Here is a 17,224-nt window from a genome sequence, read left to right as displayed (position 1 = left end):
GATTCGCTCCTCAACGACCGCGCTGCGTGTCGGCCGCAGGCAGGTTTGACAGGCGACGCGCCGGTTCGAGGTCCGCGTCGATCGTCCGGTCGAGGCCCGCGGCCGCTCGCGCGGAGAGACGGCCCCGGGGGGAGACGGTCAGGATATGCTCGAATTCGCGGCGGGCTTCGTCGTGTCGTTCGAGCCGTTCCAGCATGCGGCCGAGGTTGTACCGGGCCGGGAGATGGTCGTCGAGGGCGATCGAGGCGCGGTATTCGGCCTCGGCAAGCTCGTCCCAGTTCGTGACATCGCCGGGAAGGCCTTCGAGTCCCCGTCGCTCGAATGCGTATCCGAGCAGAAAATGCGCTTCCGATGAGAGCGGTTTCAGGCGCAGCGCCTTTCGGAAGGCCCAGATTGCCTGCTCGTATTCCTTGCGGCCCAGGTAGGCGCGCCCCTTGGACACCCAGGAGGCATACGTCGTGTCGGCGGCCGTGAGATACGCCTGGCAGCGGCGCTCGGCGGCTCTTCCGGCGGAAGGCGGCTGGGGCGCCGACAGGAACGGTGCCCTGTTGTCGGTCATGGTTGCGCGTGCCGTCGGCCACAGGTAGAGGCCGAAAAGCAGAAGTCCGACCAGCAGGCGATGATGGTTCATATGCATCTTCTCTTCAATGCACATCGGCCGTCTCCGGTTTCCACCTGAGAGAAATTTTGACGCGCTCGGGGTGGCGAGATACAATTCCATACCACTGTGCATCAGCATGACCAGGAGAAGAACATGATCGTAGAAAAGCGGGAATTTGCCGTTTCGAAGTTTCAGTTCAAACACGCGGGGCGTTCGATTCCGGTGAAACTGGGGTATGAAACCTACGGAACGCTGAACGCCGCGGGTGACAACGCGATTCTCGTCTGTCACTTCTTCACCGGAACCGGCCATGCGGCCGGGAAATTCGCCGAAACCGATCCGCTTCCCGGCTGGTGGGACGCCCTGATCGGGCCGGGCAAGACGATCGACACCCGAAAATACTTCGTGATCTGCAGCGACTCGTTCAGCAACATCAACGCGCACAATCCGAAGGTCATCACGACCGGGCCGGCCACGATCGACCCCGAGACGGGAAAGCCCTACGCGATGAACTTCCCGATCTTCACCCTCGACGACGTCGTGCGAAGCCAGCGCATGCTGCTCGACCACCTTGGCGTGAAGCGGCTGCGCCTCGTGATCGGGCCGTCGATGGGCGGCCTCCAGGCGTTTTTATGGGGAAAAATGTACGGCGATATGGTCGAGAAGGTTCTGTCCGTCGTCGCCACCCCGATGGTCAGGCCGGCGACCCTGATGGTGCCGAACCAGCTCGGCATCGAGGCGATCATGCTCGACCCCCGCTGGAACGGCGGCGAGTATTACGGTGGCGAACAGCCCCGCAACGGCCTCCTGCTGGCCTTCAAGATCCTGGTGACCTCGACCAGGACCGATCACTGGGCGGCAGCGAACTTCGGGCGCCGGCTCGCGACCGAGGGCAGCGGGGCGGGGAAGGACCCCTTCAAAAGCTTCGCCGGCCGCTTCCTCGTCGAGGAGGAGATCGAAAAGACCGTCATCCAGCGCATGCAGTTCTTCGACGCAAATTCGTATATCTACATCGCCAAGGCGAACACGCTGTTCGACCTCTGCGAGCCCGGCCAGTCCCTCGAACAGGCGCTCGGCCGGCTGAAGATGCCGGTGAAGATGATCATCGACGAGTCGGACCTGCTGTTCACGCGCGAGCAGGCCGAACTGGCGACCCCGATGCTGCCGTACGGCCAGACCGTGTATTACGACAGCGGGAACGGGCATCTGTCGTGCCTCTACGAGACCCCGCTGTTCGAGGCCGAGATCGCCTCGTTCCTCAAAGCATGACCCGGTAGACGCCGTCCGGCGTCAGGAGAAACCCGAACGGTTCGGAAATGACGAATTTCCGGACCGGTTTCTTCATGGGAAAGACCTTCCAGAGCGGGTGCTGATACAGCGCGAAGCCGCCGTCGTCCGTCGAGCTCTTGAACGAACCCCAGAAGAGATCGGGGTTCTTCTGGTCGAGCGCCAGGCTCGTGAAGGTATCGACGGCGGAGTCGGGCGGCATCGTCGGTTTGAACGTGGCGCCGTCGAAGAGCACGCAGGACTTCCGGCCGAGAATGACCAGATCGCCCCCCGCTTTCCGGGCGAGGCCGGCCAGCCCGCGCAGTTCGCCCGTTCCCTTCATCGAAACCGGCTTGAACGATTCCCCGTCGAAGATATACAGGCGGCCGTCCTCGGTGCCGACAAGCAGATACCGGTCGGTGCCGAGCATGAGCGAAATGGGCTGCTCGACCGGGTTCGGATCGAACAGGGAAAGGGCCTGCGTCGCCTGGGTCGCGTCGAAGCTCCGCTGGTACCCGCCCCCCATCTGCATCGCGCGGAGCCCGTCGGAAGCGGCTTTCCCCCGGCTGGCGAGAATCTCTTTCAGGGTGGCGATCTCGTACCGGGTGAACCCGGACCCGGTGAAGAGGGCGAGCTGCTCCGACAGCGGCCGGCCGCCTCCGCCGGCCGCGTAGACGCGGCCTTCCGCGTCGGCCTCGATGCAGGTGATCGTCTCGTCGGGCAAACCCTGGAGCGTGGTGAACCGGTGCCAGCCCGCGTCGTCCAGCATCCAGACCCCGGCGTTGCCGCCCGTCCAGACGCGGGCCTGCTGGTCGGCGGCTATCGTATATACATGACTATGGAAACCGTCCGGCTTTTTCGGCTCGTATGAGGCGACCTGCTGGAGCGTTTTCACGTCGAACACGAGCAGGCCGTTGCCCTTCGTGCCGACGTACAGGTATTCCCCGATCACGCGCATGGTCAGGGCTTCGCCCTGCCACACCGGGATCGGTTCGGCCGGCTGGGACGTCGTGTATCTGGTGTAACGCAGGAGGCCCGATTCGTAGGTGCCGATCCAGGTTTCTCCGTCGTCGCAGCACGAGACGCAGGTGACGCGGTTCTCGGGGAGCTTCGAATTGGTGGCGGTCAGGTGGCGGCGCTTCCCGTCGGTTCCGAACATGACCACGCCCTGGCTCTGTGTGCCGGCCCAGATCCCGCGCTGGAGCGGCTCGGAAAGGACCATGACCTGCGTCTGAAGCTTCATGAGATTCTCATTGTAAGCGATCAGATCATCCCAGGTCGGCGCCCGCCCCGATTGGTAGAGGCTGCTGACCCGCGAATACTCGGCCTGCATCTGGGTGAGAAGGCTCGCCGTTTCCTCGGTCCGGCCGATGAGACCGGCGAAGCCCTCTTCCTGCGCTTCGTCGCCCGCGGCCGGGCTCATCGCCCGGTTCAGCGCCTCGGAGGCATCGGGCGGAACGGCGACGCAGGTGGTCCAGATGCCGGGAAGGATGTCGACGGCCGTGTTTCCCTTCACGGCGAACAGCCCCTTCGAACTCGCCGCGAGAAGCCACTCGCCGATCGGCGACAGCCCCTGCACCCAGCCGAGATCCGTGCCGGGAACGAGGACGGGGAACAGCATCCCGTCGCGGGCCCAGTATAGCCCGAGGCTCGTTCCGAACCAGGTCACGCCGTCGTGGTGCGTCGCTGCGCCGAAACCCGTCGGCTGGCGGTCGCCGTCGATCCTGTAGGGAACGAGCTGGCCGTCCGACACGACGCCGGCGGTCGCGTCGGTGCCGGCCTGGATCGTCCGGCCCGCGGCCGCGACGGAGAGCGTGTTCGCGCCCTCCGGCGTGGGCCGCGTGACGGTCTCGAACCGAATCGCATCATCGACGTTCGATATCCTGACCAGCCCGCCGGGCGTTCCGGCCAGCACGCAGCCCGGCTCTACGTCGTGGGCGAGGGCCGTGACGGTCTCCGAGGGAAACGCGGGCTGGGTTTTCGGCGTGAAGGCGCGCCATGTCCCGTTCCGGAACACCAGCAGCCCTCCGCCTTCCGTTCCCGCCAGGACGTAGCACTTGAGAGCCAGGACCGACCTGATATGGTTGCAGGGAAGCCCGCTGAGCGAGTTGTGGAGCTCGAAGTAGCCCGAGCTGAACACGGGGTTCGGCGCCTTCGGCGGCGGAAAATGGTGCGCCCCCGGCTCCGGATCGCAGGCGCCGAGAAATGAAGGGGTGAAAAATACAATACTTATAAGTATTATATATGTAAGTTTGTTCATGTGAAAAAAACTTCCTCTCGCGAGACGATTGAGCGATTTTTCCCATTATACATGAGACAAGGTTCATGCTACCCTTCCGCTGAAAACGAGTGAGGAGGGAAAGATTCGATGAAGGTCGTCATTTCGCGTCCGATTCCGGGGGCCGCCGTCGAGCTGCTCAAGCAGGCCGGCCACACCGTCCGCGTGCTCGATGCGCACCGGCCGGATGAAGAGTTCCAGGCTGCCCTTGCCGAGGCCGACGGGGTCATTCCGCTGTTGTCCGACACGCTCGACGCGCGGATCATCCGGCAGTCGGGCCACCTGCGCGCCATCGCGAACTACGCGGTCGGCTTCAACAACATCGACCTGGCCGCCGCGACCGGCGCCGGCATCGTCGTGACGAACACGCCCGACGTGCTGACCGACGCCACCGCCGACACGGCGCTCGTGCTGATCCTGATGACGATGCGCCGCGTGCGCGAATCGGAACGGCTGCTCCGCGACGGCCTCTTCAAGGGCTGGAAGCCCGACGTCCAGCTCGGCCTCGACCTGGCCGGCAAGAACCTCGGCATTCTCGGCATGGGCCGCATCGGCCAGGCCGTCGCCCGACGCGCCGAAGCGTTCGGCATGAAGATTCTGTATCACACCCGATCGGGCGGCAAGGCTTCCCTGCCGTATCCCCACGTCTCCTTCGAAACGCTTCTCGCCGAGAGCGATGTGCTGAGCCTGCACCTGCCGCTGACCGACATGACGCGCCACCTCATCGGCGAGGCCGAACTCAAGCGCATGAAAAAGACGGCCGTGCTCATCAATACCGCACGAGGCCCGATCGTCGACGAAGCCGCGCTCGCCGCGGCCCTTCACAACGGCACTATCTACGCAGCCGGACTCGACGTCTACGAGCGCGAACCCGAGATCCATCCCGAGCTGCTCACGGCGGAGAACGCCGTTCTCCTGCCCCACATCGGCTCGCAGACGATCGAAACGCGCTCGGCCATGGCTGCCACGGCGGCCCGCGCGCTGATAGAAGCGCTCGAGGGAAGGCGGCCCGCGCTGACGGTCAACCCTGCGGTCTTCGACACGCCGATCTGGCGCGGTCATTATCCCGGAAAATGAACCTTCTCCGGGACTCCCGCGCATGCATCGGAAACATGCGTTACGCGGGAGTCCCGGATGGATTCAGAAAATCATATCCTCCATCGCTTCGTCGATCAGGGAGCGGGCTTCGTCATCGCCGACCTTCTTGGCGTAGACGACTTCCGAGATCAGAAGCTGACGGGCGGTCTCGAACAAAGCCTTGTCCTTCGTTCCGAGGGGCTTGATCATGCTCCGGCGATAGAGGAGCCGGTAGACGTGCGCCACCTGGCGGAGGTCGCCGCTCTGGATCTTTTCGAGATGCTCGCGATACCGCTGATGGAAGCTTTTGCTTTCCTCTTCGTCGGAGTCGGAGAAGCTCTCGCTGAGCGTCTGGAAGATCGTGTCGATGTTCGAGTGGCCGTTGATGGTCCGGAGGCCGACCTTGTCGGCCATATCGATCGGAACCATGACTTGGCCCAGATCGCTGTACGGGAAATCGATGATGTAGTAGCTGGTGAGGCGACCACGCACCTGGCGCTTTTCGATCTGCTTCAGGACACCGGCGCCGTGGATCGGATGGACGATGGGAGAACCGATTTCAAAATTCATGCACGCTTACTCCTGTGCTTCAGGTACTAGCAGGAGGACAGAGCGCGGACAGGACAGGGCGGAGGTCAGGTCAGGTCAAAAGTACGAGCAAACCGCTTCCGCCATACGGCGGAAGCGGCTGCAGTTCTGTTCAGGGAAACCCTCACTTGCCTTCCTTCTTGGCCGGAGCTGCGGCTGCAGCGGCGGCGGGAGCGGCACCGGCGGCGGGGGCTGCGCCGGCGGCGGGAGCTGCGGCACCCTCGGCGGGGGCGGCACCTTCGGCGGCGGCGGCAGGAGCGGCTTCGACTTCTTCCTTCACGATGGACATCTGGCACACCGTGAACTTCGGGCTGGTGAGAATCTTGTAATCGCCCTTCGGAAGATCGGCGACGTGGAACGAGTCACCGACGTCGAGCGGGGAGATGTCGAGCGTGAGCTCGGTCGGAATCTTGGTGGGAAGACACTCGATGCGGACGGTCTTGAGCTGCGTCGTGAAGATCGCGCCCGATTTTTTGCCGACCGGATCGCCGACGAACTTGAGATCGACGTCGATCTTGATGGGGTGAGTCATATCGATGGCCTGGAAATCGATATGCGAGAACAGGCGGGTGATCGGGTGGCGCTGGATCTCGCGAACGATGACCTCGCGCTCCTGAGTCTTGCCGCCGAAAGCCAGCTTGAAGATGGTGTTGCGCTGCGCCTTGGCGATGATCGCCTCGATCTCGCGGCGATTCAGCGTGCAGTGAATGGGCTGCTCGACACCGCGACCGTACACGACGGCCGGAACCTGTCCGGAAACGCGGTCGCGGCGGGACGGACCCTGCCCCGTTTTCGTTCTTACTTCAGCGTTCAACGTTAACCCTGCCATAGAACCTCCTGTAAAAAGTTGAATTGAGGATTGCTTAGTATAACACCAACGGAAAGTTTGGTCAACCACGCGATCCTCCCGGGTCGCCCGTTGGCAGATATGGTATATAGAAGAGGATGACAGTGACCAATGGCAGGGCAGAGATGAAATTTCCCGGCCTCCGGTGGGCAACCTTTTCGCTGGTGTTTTTCGGCATTCCCTTGTTTCTCGTCTGGCTTGCCTTCGGGAACCTCTGGCGCGAAGCCGAGGAGAAGGATCGGCGGCAGCTCGAGGAACGACTCGAGCGCATAACGTCAAGTTTCGACCAGTTCCGTTCGCCGGACGTGTTCGTGGAGCGCCTCTTCAACATCCTGGTGACCCGGGTGTTCAGAAGCGGCCGCGATTCGATGCGGTCGTTCGAGATATACAGGCGACATCTGCATCGCCGATTCCCGGGGCTGTTTACGTTCACGTTCATCGACGGAAGAGGCGAACCACGCCCCGAACTGTCCGACAGGCAACCGCCCCTCGCCGTCCTGCGGAGATTTGCCTCCGCCGTGAAGGCCCACGCCATCGGTGAAAATGCGAGGCCGCTGAAAGACCAGTGGCGGCTTTTCCAGGGGTTCCTCGGGGGGATGCTCAGGCCCGATCAGCTGAGATACGGGGCGCTGAAAGTCGCCGCAAATACCGACGAGCGCCACTTCGTCATCATCTCGCGATGGCATGCCGGTGGGATGCTGGTCGCCCACGTCAACCGTATTCCGACCTGGGAGTCGATCGCCGTGAAGGATCGGGCGACCTTTTTCAACCGGCATTCGCGATCGGCCAGGGCATACGTCATCGATGAAATGAGCGATTGGCGAAAGCGTGATGCCCGTCGCCGAGCCGATATCGATACGATGGAACGCCTGCTGACCGAGTTCAGGGTCACCCCCCGCATGCATCTGCGGCTGGGCGGATCGTTGTGGGGACATGCCGTCATTGGCCCGTCCGTCCGGCTCCTCGTCAGCATGCCGGAGGCGGAATCTCGCGAGCGCACCGTCGAACAACGGCTGCTCTCGTTCTTCCTCGTGGCCCTTTTCTTTGCCCTGTCGGTTCCTACATGGATGGTCATGAGCGGAAAATGGCTTCCGTACATTTCGATTCGGCAGAAACTGGTCGGATTGTTCCTGTATATGGTCGGGCTGCCACTTGCGTTCATGAGTCTGGTCGCTTCCGATTATCTCGGCGAAAAGCGGATCGTTCTCGAAAAGCAGGTGCATGACGAGATGGAAAAGTCCCTCCGACTGTTCGACCGCGGGATGCCGGTGACCATCGGCGAACTGGATCGCCTGGTCAAACAGGTGATCGGCCGCCCCCTTCCGACGGATGTCCCGTTCGACCGGACGCTTGCCGATCGCATGGCGAAATTCAGATCGCTGACCGGGCTGGACGTCGGCGTCGCCGTGGATGAAAACGGCGATATCGGATACACGGACGGAAGGGTCGATTATGACGACGAGCGGAATCGCAAGCTCCTCAGGCCGATCTACCTGAATCTCTTCAGACAGTACAATCACGGCCCCGACGTCGATGACGTCAAGGACTCCCCATTGTACAAAATCGGCTCCGCCGGCGGGATCGACGTCGATGCGCTGTATGCGGATATCGTCTCCTCGCTCGGCCGGATCACCCAGTTCAATTTCACCGGACGACGGACGGTCCAGATCATCCTCCCGCTGTATGACGTCGCGGGAAAAGTCCGCTTCCTGCTTTCGGCCGGGTGGGGACGGAATAAAATAGAAAATATGTATCTATATAAATATATGATCCCCACGTTCAGAAAACTCGACGACACTCGCTGGGTCGCCGTCAACCGGGACGATCCGAGCGTTTTCGTTCCCCGCGGCATCAGAATACCGTCCGAAGTCGACGCGTTCGGTTCGCGACTTCGCGGCCGCGCGCAGGCTCTGCGGGACAGCTTCCAGATCAAGGGTCACAGGTATCTTCTGACGGGCGTCCCCGGGCAGGAGCTGTCCTCCTTCGACCTGATCGCGGTGACATCCGATCGGTTCATCCGGACCGAGATCGGGCGGCTGCAGTGGGCCGTGGGTATCGTCAGTCTGGCCATCCTGCTGACGGGGGCCACCGTCGGCACGCTTCTGGCCCGCAAATTCCTCGAGCCGATCGGCAACCTCGCCGAGGGCGTGGCGTCGCTGCGCCGGCGCGAGTTTGAGAAGCGGCTTCCGATCCTCGACCGGGACGAGCTGGGTGACCTTTCCCAGACATTCAACGAGATGATGGAAGGCATGGCCGACCTCGAAGTCGCACGCATCGTCCAGGAAAGCCTGTTCCCGAAAAAGTCGCTCTCCCTGCCGCCGTTCGGGGTCTGCGGCTCCTGCGTGCCGGCGACCCAGACGGGCGGCGATTATTACGATTTCTTCCCGATGCCCGACGGCCGGCTGATGGTCCTGATCGGCGACGTCTCGGGCCACGGCGTGGGCGCGGCGATGGTCATGGCGATGGCCAAGTCCCTCGTGGCGCACATGGTGAGCCAGTCGGCCGACCCCGCGGTCATTCTGGCGAGCATCAACACGACGCTTCTGAAAGTGCTCGAGCGCCAGCGGATCATGTCGTGCTTCATGGGCTTTCTCGACGGAGAGAAGAAGCGCATGGCCTTCTCGAACGCCGGTCACAACGACCCGTTCGTGGTGCGGGGGAAGACCGTCATCCAGATCCAGGGGGAACGGGCGTTTCCGCTCGGCGCCTCGAAGCGCAACCGCCTCGCGCCGACCGAGTTCGCCTTCGAGGCCGGCGACCGCCTCGTCTTGTATACGGACGGCCTGATCGAGGCGGTGGCGATCGACGGAGAGCCGGTCAATTACGATCGTTTCATCGATGCCCTTCCCGGGCTGATGCGCGATGACGCCGAATCGACCGAGCGCGCCATCCGGGAATGGCATGGACGGATCGTCAAACCCGGGCCGCAGGCCGACGACATCACCGTCGTCATCGTGACGGTCGGCGGACCTGTCCGCTCGTGATCCAGCCGGCTGCGGAGCTCGAGGCGGCTGTCATCCTGAGCCGGCTGCCGGGGGTGGGGGCGCGCGGATTCATCGACCTGATTCGGGAACACGGTCTACCTTCGACGGCGCTCGCGGCATGGACCGCGACGGAAACCTCCCGGCCCGGCCGCAGGGCAGGGGAGAAGCCCAAACAGGCCGGCCCCGTCGATGGCTGGGCGGAACGCGCCCGCTGCGCCGGGGCCACCGCCGCCTGGGCGGGCGGCCCCGGGTATCCGGCCCGCCTTCTCGATCTCACCGAGCCGCCCCCGGTCGTGTTCATGCGCGGCGCCTGGATGGAGCCGCCCGCGGCCCGCCGCCTCTGCGTGGTCGGCGCGAGACGGGCATCGGCTGAAGCCCTCGAAAGCCTGCGAAGCCTGATTGCCGGCGTCGCCGCGAGCGCCCGTGCGAGCGGCCACGCGTGGGAAATCCTCAGCGGCGCCGCCCTCGGAATCGATGCGGCGGCCCACCGCGCGGCGCTCGACAGCGGCATGCGCACATCCGCCGTGCTCGCCAACGGCATCGATATCGCCTACCCGGCCTGCAACGCCTCTCTCATCGAAGAGATCGCCGCCGGCGGCGGTCTGCTGACCGAACTCCTGCCGGGCGCCCCGCCCCGCCGCAGCTTTTTCCCGACCCGCAACCGCCTCCTCGCAGCCCTCGCCGACGCCGTCCTCGTCGTCCAGGCCGGCGAAGCCAGCGGCTCCCTCATCACCGCGAAATGGGCCGCCAGGCTCGGCCGGCCGCTGTTTGTCGTCGATCCTCCCGCCGAAACCCCCGACTGGTCGGGCAACCGCGCTCTCCTCGCCGCCGGCGCCATCCCCCTGGATGCGTATAATGTAGTATCTGATGTATTTGTGGTGTAGGGGTGGATTTGAAACCCGCCCGTCCCTATCGGCACGAACGATTGATTCGCTGGACATCAAAGACCAGTGATCCGCACCCGTTCGTGGTGAGCCTGTCGAAGCACGAGATCCTCCCGCCCCGTACCGGGGGTTCGGAATCCCTCGCCGATTGCCGATGCCTGTTCCGTATGCCTGCTTTATCCCTGACAAAGAACGGCGCGTCATGCTCGAATCCCGTCTGGAATCGTGGTAGCATGCAAGCTTGAGTTACCCATTTGGAGTGGCTATATGAATGCTGGATCCGGCGCTTTTTCGCGCTTTAGAATACTTCTTGGTCTTGTCATCGCCGTGTGCGTGAGCGCCCTGATCGGCGTCGGTTGCGGCGGCGGCTCGTCCGTCTCCTCCAGCAACATCCTCAACACCCTTTCCGGCCGCGTCCTCGACGAATCCGCGCCGGCTTCGGTGCGCGCCGCGGGAACGCTCGTCGGCGTCCCGGGCGCCCAGGTCTGGATCGAAGATCTCGCCGCTGATGCCCAATTCTGGACCGTCAGCGGCCCGAACGGCGAATACGCGTTCCACGGGGTTCCCGAAGGGCCGCACCGGGTCGTTGCGCGTTTCACCGACGCGTCCGGCGTGAAGAAAACCCGCTCGTATCCCGTTTCCGTGCCGATCGGGGCCGAAACCACCGTGGTCGAATCCCTCGTTCTCGAGCCGGCCAAAAACTACGTCACCGGCATTCTCCGCGACACGAGCGGGGCGTATCTGCCGTATGGAACTGTCCTGAGACTTTGGGGCGAAGCTTTCGCCGTCGGTCTGAACGGCGCGTTCACCAGTCCTCCGCTCCCTGGCGGAATCTACGAAGAAATCATCCTCGTGCAGACCGGTCCGGCGGGCCAGGTTGCCGTCATCACCGCCCCCTTCGTTTCCGGGGTGATGCCCGCATTCGTCGATCTCAGGATCGACATGGCCGGAACGGCTTCCAATCATCCGCCGTCAGGCACGCTCATCGCGAGAAACGCGTCGGGAATCGCAAGTTCGACGGGCGTTGGCGGAACGCTGGCGGTCACCGCCAACGGGTATGACCCCGATGCCGGCGAAACCGACCGGCTTCTCTACCAGTGGTCGACCACTCTCGGCACGCTCGAAGCCGGTTCGACACCGAAGGAAAAAACATTCAGGGCCCCGAACCACACGGGCGTGGCCACGATCAGCGTCATCGTGACCGACCCGCGGGGCGCGACCGGCACCATCAACCTCCCCCTGCTCATAGGCATCAACTCGCCTTCGGAAGCCGACCTCACCCCGCCGACGGCGACCCTGGCCGCCCTCGTGAGCGAAACGTTCGATAACGCTCCGTTCCAGGTGCGGATCTCGTTTTCCGAGGTAATCACCGGATTCGCCGCCGGCGATCTGACCGTCACGAACGGAACCGTCACGAACCTTGCCGCCGTCACCCCCGGAACCGTCTTCATCGCCACGATCACCCCGACGGTCATCGGAGACGTGGGCCTCGGACTCCCAGCCGCCGCCGTCGCCGACAACGGCGGAAACGCAAACCTGGCTGCCACTGCCATCACCGTGCCGAACCGGGTGTCCGTCCCGGATGACACGACGCCGCCGGCAGATCCGACCATCAACGCCGTGACCACGCCGACGAACGTGACGCCCCAGGTCATTTCCGGAACGAAATCGGCGGATACGGTCACCATCCTGGTGAATGGCTCGGCCACGGGTGTGACGTATCCGACCGCGACGTCCTGGCAGTATTCGCTTGCTTTGGTCGAGGGCGCCAATGCCGTTACCGTGAAAAGCCGCGATGCTGCCGGGAACGAGTCGGGTGTCGTGACGGCGAACATCGTCTATGACAGAATCGCCCCGGCTGCTCCCACCATCAATGCCGTCACCACGCCGACGAACGTGACGCCGCAGGTCATTTCCGGGACGAAACCGTCCGATGCGGCGACAGTGCTGGTGAACGGTTCGAGTCTCGGGGTGACGTTCCCGTCCGCGACGACCTGGCAGTATGCCATGGCGCTTACGTCGGGGGAAAATGTCGTCAGCGTGGCATGCCGTGACGCGGCCGGGAACGAATCGGGCGCGGTGGCGACCAGCATCTGGTTCGCCGACGTGCCGCCCGCGGCGCCGACCGGCGTGACCCTCTTTCCCGTCGGCGGAACCATCGTGGCGAACACCCTCAACTCGACGAACACCAACCTGACGGCCTCGGCAACGATCGTCGCGGGCCAGGCGAGCGGCGGCGAGGCCGAACTCCTGTTCGACGGCGCCTCGTTCGATCCTCCGGTCAAAGACACGAGCATCGTGAACGGCGAAACGACCGTCACGTTCAATTTCGGCCTGGCCGGGACCGCAGCCGTGCAGGCCAAGTTCCCGGCCGGCGGCGTGTTCAGCGTGCGCCTGCGCGATGCCTTCGGCAACACGAGCGTCAGCACCGTCGGCAATCCGACGCTGACCGTCGATTACGTCGGGCCGGGGGCCCCGGTGATCAGTGCGACCGCGATTCCCCCCAACCTTGGCGGAACGGGCAACACGGCCGACCATATCAATGCGGCTCTCAAGGCCGCGTTCGCGAATTTCAAGGTGTCGGTGGCCAACACGGGGCCGGCAAATGAAGCCGGCACGTTGTATATCAAGCTGTCAGACAGCAACGGCATGCCCAACACCTGGACGACGGCCGGGGAAGCGATTGCTGCCGGTGCGGCGGCGGCCGATTCCGGAACGTTCCAGGCTGGCGCCATCGATGCGTTCATCGACGGGAATCTCGTCATCGAGGCCTGGGTCACGGATGCGGCCGGCAACGATTCCGCTCATGACACCGTGACGAAACTGTATGGTCTCGATTCCACGGCCCCTTCGGTCGTCGTGTCGGATGACCACCCGGATGCCCGCGTTTGCGATGCCGACACCGTTGTCATCACCGCAACCTTCACCGAGGCCGATCAGATCGACGAAACATCGGCTCCGAAGATTACGATCGGTGCCCTTGTGAGCGGCGCCGCGATGGCGAAATCCGACAATCTGCACTGGACGTATACCTGGAATGTGCCGGCTTTAAACGACGGAGACCATGTGGTGTCGATTGCGGCGAAAGACCGGGCTGGCAACAACTGCACGCCTGCGACCGGCAAGACCACGTACACGGTCGATAACACCCCCCCGTCGAAACCGACGGCCGTGACCCTGACGCCGGTCGGCGGAACGGTCGTGGCGAATACCCTGAATTCGACGAACACGAACCTGACCGCTTCCGCAACGATCGTTGCCGGGGAGGCGACCGGTGGCGAGGCCGAACTGCTCCTGAACGGGAACCCATTCGACCCGGCCGTGAAAGATACCGTCATTGCTGCCGGAGACACGACCGTGACATTCGATTTCGGGATTCTGAACAACGATGACCTGAAGGCGAAACTCCCCGCGGGCGGCGAGTTCAGCGTCAGAATCCGTGATGCATGCGCAAACACGAACGTCAGCACGGTCGGCAACCCGACGTTGGTCGTCGATTATATTGCTCCCGCCGCGCCCGAGATCAGCGCGACCGCCATTACGGCAGATCTCGGCGGAACGGGCAACACGGCGGACCATGTCAATGCCGCTCTCAAGGCTTCGTTCAACAATTTCAAGGTTTCGATCGCCAACACCGGCGGCGGGAACGAAGCGGGAACGCTGTTCATCAGATTGTCCGACGCGAACGGAACGCCGCACGTCTACACGACGTCGGGCGATGCCATCGCCGCGGGCGCGGCGGCGGCCGATGTCGGCACATTTGCGGCAGGCGCCGTCAATGCGTTCGTCGACGGAAATCTCGTCATCGATGCCTGGATCGTGGATGCCGCAGGCAATACGTCGCTTTCTGCCGGCGTGGAAAAGACCTATGCGCTGGATTCCGCGTCGCCGACGGTCGTCCTGTCAGATGACCACCCCGATGCGATCGTGCGTGACGCCGACACCGTCGTCATCACGGCAACGTTCAGCGACGCCGACCAGATCGACGAGACCCCCGTTCCGACGATCTCGATCGGATCGCTCGTGACCGATGCGCCCATGACGAAGACAGATAATCTGCACTGGACCTATACCTGGGATGTGCCGGCAGGCAGCGACGGGAATCATACGGTGACGATCAAGGCCGCGGATCGGGCGGGCAACAAGAACGCTCCGGCGACAGGAAAGACGGTATATACGATTGACAATATAACGCCGGCGGCGCCCACGGCCGTGACCCTCACGCCGGTCGGCGGGACGGTCGTCGCGAATACCCTGAATACGACGAACACGAACCTCACGGCCGCCGCGACGATAACTCCCGGCCAGGCGACGGGCGGCGAAGCGGAGCTGCTGATCGGTGGAAACTCCTTCGATCCTGCCATGAAAGATACGGAGATCGCCGCCGGTGATTCGACGGTGACGTTCGACTTCGGTCTTCTGAACAACGCGGCCGTGCAAACGAAGTTCCCCGCCGGCGGCACGATCAGCGTCAGGCTCAAGGATGCTGCTGGAAATCCCGTCGTGAGCACGGCGGCTAATCCGACGCTGGTAGTCGATTATGTCGCCCCGGCGGCACCCTTGATAAGCTCTCCCGCCATTTCGGCCAACCTTGGCGGAACGGGCAATGCCGCGGACCATATCAATGCCGCTCTCAAGGCTGCGTTCAACAACTTCAAGGTCTCGATCGCCAATACGGGCGGCGGAAATGAGGCCGGAACCCTGTTCATCAAGCTTTCCGACAGCAATCCCACTCCCCATACCTCCACGACGGCGGGCGATGCCATCGCGGCCGGCGCGGGTTCGGCCGATACCGGAACCTTCGTGTCGGGCGCCATCAACGCCTTCATCGACGGTGATCTCGGAATCGAAGCATGGATCATCGATGCTGCGGGAAACCCGTCGACGCACGCCAGCGTGGTGAAGACCTACGGCCTCGACTCGGTTGCCCCCACCGTCGTCCTGTCGGATGACCACCCCGATGCGATCGTTCGCGACGCCGACACCGTCACAATAACCGCGACATTCACCGAAGCCGATCAAATCTCTGAATCCACCCCGCCCGCGATCACGATCGGTGCTCTTGTGACCGCCAACATGACGAAAACCGATAACAAGCACTGGACCTACGTCTGGAATGTCCCGGCCGATAACGATGGAACCTATGCCGTCTCGATAACCTCAAAAGACCGTTCGGGGAATCCAAATTCCGCCGCAACCGGAAAGATATCTTACGTTATAGACAACTCGCCTCCGGTTGTAACGAAAACCTTGAACGACGGTTCCCCGTTGCCGTTCAATATCCCGAAAGGCTCAACGGCAACGATTGTATTCAATGAACCGATATCTTCTGCCGGCAAAACGGCAGTTGAAAATGCATTGACGAATGGCTCGGCAACTCCGCCCTCGGGATATACCTGGGATGGAACGAACAAGGTGTTGACCGTAAATGCGCGCCAACAAGTGGCGGGCGGCACAACATACGAAAACAATGTTATGGCTGATGTAGGAGATGTTGCCGGAAATGTAGGCGTTGGCCTGGTATTGGTTGGGACCCCGTAGCAGACCCCTATCGGCAAGGCATTCTTATTGAGTCCTGCAGAATGAAAACCAACCGTTCGCCCTGAGCCTGTCGAAGGGCGAAATGAGGAACCATCGGCAAGTGGCTGTTCGTGCTTCGACAAGCTCAGCACGAACGGAGACACGAAGCTGGTTTTTGATATGCAGGACTCAATAGGCAGCAAATATCAAAATAACCGTGAATCCAATTGCTCCCGTTCCCTTTCCTGCGTATTATATAACGTACGAAATTTCTTTGGGCGTCGGAGGACGGAATAACCAATTGGCACGAACTGATCGGTACCGCCGTCGACCTGATGGACAACATCACCTCCGACGATCCGCTCAATCGCTTTGGTATGTTGCCTTATGGGACAATTATGAACTCTTTTTTATCGGGTAAGATTCTCAAAAAGTCTTTGTGATTAAATGTGAGAATGCCATCGCCTTTGAATTTATCGAAACAATAAGCAATTAATATATCGTAAATGATTCCACCGTGAAGACCTCTTTCGGTAGCTAAATGTAAACATTTCAAGTAGTCAGATGTTTTCAATTCAATGACGTGAGAATTTTGAATAATGTTATTGTTAATGATTTCTAATGCTGTGCCGGGAGGAATTCTGGGAACAATTGGGAGTGTTGTAAGGATTGCGAATATCTCAGCAATTGAATGGCTGGAAACACCGAGGTCTATTTTCTTGTGAGAAAGCTTTTCAATCCATGGCATGGTTCTTGAGTGATGAGGATGACTTTCGATGAGTGCCGCAATGAAGAACGAAGTATCAGCAAATATTTTCATTTTTTCATTCCTGATACAAGTTCAAATCGCTCTTTACGGACATCATTGATGATATTGGAAATATCAGCCTGAAGAACGCCGGTAAAAATGAGCCATCCATTCTCATTTTTTATATGAGGAGTTCCTTCTATCGGCTTTAATATAATTCCTTGGTTCTTCTCTTCAATTTGAAATGATGAGCCCGGTCGTAGACCCAGGGCATCACGAATTTCTTTCGGGATAACAATCCGACCAAATTTATCCAAAATCGCTTCCATGGCAGCACCTCCTAATATAAGGATAAATAATTAATGGCAAATGTCAAACAGGAGTGTACGAACAACGCGACCACAGGAAGGCCCAAGTCCTCTTGGGAGGAC

General features: G+C 61.8%; 11 protein-coding genes. 5 read left to right on the top strand and 6 right to left on the bottom strand.

Annotation, left to right across the window (positions count from 1 at the left end):
- Positions 1 to 10 precede the first annotated feature (10 nt).
- Positions 11 to 631 (bottom strand): tetratricopeptide repeat protein, encoded by a 621-nt coding sequence (locus PLU72_08415; GenBank protein ID HOT28201.1) that lies wholly within the window; start codon positions 629 to 631, stop codon positions 11 to 13.
- 123 nt (positions 632 to 754) lie between these two features.
- On the opposite strand from PLU72_08415, the gene PLU72_08410 reads away from it, so the two are divergent.
- On the top strand, positions 755 to 1,870 hold the full coding sequence (locus tag PLU72_08410) for a homoserine O-acetyltransferase (GenBank protein ID HOT28200.1): 1,116 nt from the start codon (positions 755 to 757) through the stop codon (positions 1,868 to 1,870).
- Here PLU72_08410 and PLU72_08405 read toward each other — a convergent pair.
- The gene (locus PLU72_08405) at positions 1,860 to 4,127 is read right to left on the bottom strand and encodes a hypothetical protein (protein HOT28199.1); all 2,268 of its coding nucleotides are present in this window, start codon (positions 4,125 to 4,127) and stop codon (positions 1,860 to 1,862) included. The two genes, PLU72_08410 and PLU72_08405, sit on opposite strands and share 11 nt — an antisense overlap.
- Before the next feature lie 108 nt (positions 4,128 to 4,235).
- On the opposite strand from PLU72_08405, the gene PLU72_08400 reads away from it, so the two are divergent.
- The gene (locus tag PLU72_08400) at positions 4,236 to 5,222 is read left to right on the top strand and encodes a D-glycerate dehydrogenase (GenBank protein ID HOT28198.1); all 987 of its coding nucleotides are present in this window, start codon (positions 4,236 to 4,238) and stop codon (positions 5,220 to 5,222) included.
- Positions 5,223 to 5,285: 63 nt separating this feature from the next.
- Here the strand turns inward: PLU72_08400 and PLU72_08395 are convergent, their stop codons facing one another.
- Together PLU72_08395 and PLU72_08390 are read right to left on the bottom strand one after the other, a co-directional pair.
- Positions 5,286 to 5,792, bottom strand: coding sequence for a CarD family transcriptional regulator (locus tag PLU72_08395; GenBank protein ID HOT28197.1), 507 nt, complete (start codon positions 5,790 to 5,792; stop codon positions 5,286 to 5,288).
- A 142-nt stretch (positions 5,793 to 5,934) separates the two neighbouring features.
- Positions 5,935 to 6,639 carry a 50S ribosomal protein L25 gene (locus tag PLU72_08390; GenBank protein HOT28196.1) on the bottom strand — a complete coding sequence of 235 codons (705 nt, stop codon included), beginning with the start codon at positions 6,637 to 6,639 and terminating at the stop codon, positions 5,935 to 5,937.
- A 143-nt stretch (positions 6,640 to 6,782) separates the two neighbouring features.
- Here PLU72_08390 and PLU72_08385 point away from each other — a divergent pair, with 143 nt between their 5' ends.
- From PLU72_08385 to PLU72_08375, 3 genes are all read left to right on the top strand, one after another.
- The gene (locus PLU72_08385) at positions 6,783 to 9,641 is read left to right on the top strand and encodes a SpoIIE family protein phosphatase (protein ID HOT28195.1); all 2,859 of its coding nucleotides are present in this window, start codon (positions 6,783 to 6,785) and stop codon (positions 9,639 to 9,641) included.
- A complete protein-coding gene (locus PLU72_08380; protein ID HOT28194.1) occupies positions 9,638 to 10,525 on the top strand; it encodes a DNA-processing protein DprA in 888 nt (295 codons plus the stop codon). The genes PLU72_08385 and PLU72_08380 overlap by 4 nt, the downstream gene beginning before the upstream one ends.
- A gap of 267 nt (positions 10,526 to 10,792) precedes the next feature.
- Positions 10,793 to 16,066 (top strand): Ig-like domain-containing protein, encoded by a 5,274-nt coding sequence (locus PLU72_08375; protein HOT28193.1) that lies wholly within the window; start codon positions 10,793 to 10,795, stop codon positions 16,064 to 16,066.
- A gap of 364 nt (positions 16,067 to 16,430) precedes the next feature.
- On the opposite strand, the gene PLU72_08370 is transcribed toward PLU72_08375, so the two are convergent.
- Both PLU72_08370 and PLU72_08365 read right to left on the bottom strand, forming a co-directional pair.
- A complete protein-coding gene (locus PLU72_08370; GenBank protein ID HOT28192.1) occupies positions 16,431 to 16,865 on the bottom strand; it encodes a PIN domain-containing protein in 435 nt (144 codons plus the stop codon).
- On the bottom strand, positions 16,862 to 17,122 hold the full coding sequence (locus PLU72_08365; GenBank protein ID HOT28191.1) for an AbrB/MazE/SpoVT family DNA-binding domain-containing protein: 261 nt from the start codon (positions 17,120 to 17,122) through the stop codon (positions 16,862 to 16,864). The genes PLU72_08370 and PLU72_08365 overlap by 4 nt, the downstream gene beginning before the upstream one ends.
- Positions 17,123 to 17,224: the final 102 nt, after the last annotated feature.

It is taken from the genome of Candidatus Ozemobacteraceae bacterium (assembly GCA_035373905.1).
GTDB lineage: Bacteria > Muiribacteriota > Ozemobacteria > Ozemobacterales > Ozemobacteraceae > MWAR01.
The sequence above is the reverse complement of the archived record's forward strand: the minus strand, read 5'-3'. Positions and strand labels throughout refer to the sequence as shown.

Excerpts from the sequence above, each read along its gene's own strand:
- PLU72_08365 (HOT28191.1), bottom strand. The coding sequence starts at position 17,122 with ATGGAAGCGATTTTGGATAAATTTGGTCGGATTGTTATCCCGAAAGAA.
- PLU72_08395 (HOT28197.1), bottom strand. The coding sequence starts at position 5,792 with ATGAATTTTGAAATCGGTTCTCCCATCGTCCATCCGATCCACGGCGCC.
- PLU72_08390 (HOT28196.1), bottom strand. The coding sequence starts at position 6,639 with ATGGCAGGGTTAACGTTGAACGCTGAAGTAAGAACGAAAACGGGGCAG.
- PLU72_08385 (HOT28195.1), top strand. The coding sequence starts at position 6,783 with ATGAAATTTCCCGGCCTCCGGTGGGCAACCTTTTCGCTGGTGTTTTTC.
- PLU72_08400 (HOT28198.1), top strand. The coding sequence starts at position 4,236 with ATGAAGGTCGTCATTTCGCGTCCGATTCCGGGGGCCGCCGTCGAGCTG.
- PLU72_08370 (HOT28192.1), bottom strand. The coding sequence starts at position 16,865 with ATGAAAATATTTGCTGATACTTCGTTCTTCATTGCGGCACTCATCGAA.
- PLU72_08375 (HOT28193.1), top strand. The coding sequence starts at position 10,793 with ATGAATGCTGGATCCGGCGCTTTTTCGCGCTTTAGAATACTTCTTGGT.
- PLU72_08405 (HOT28199.1), bottom strand. The coding sequence starts at position 4,127 with ATGAACAAACTTACATATATAATACTTATAAGTATTGTATTTTTCACC.
- PLU72_08415 (HOT28201.1), bottom strand. The coding sequence starts at position 631 with ATGAACCATCATCGCCTGCTGGTCGGACTTCTGCTTTTCGGCCTCTAC.
- PLU72_08410 (HOT28200.1), top strand. The coding sequence starts at position 755 with ATGATCGTAGAAAAGCGGGAATTTGCCGTTTCGAAGTTTCAGTTCAAA.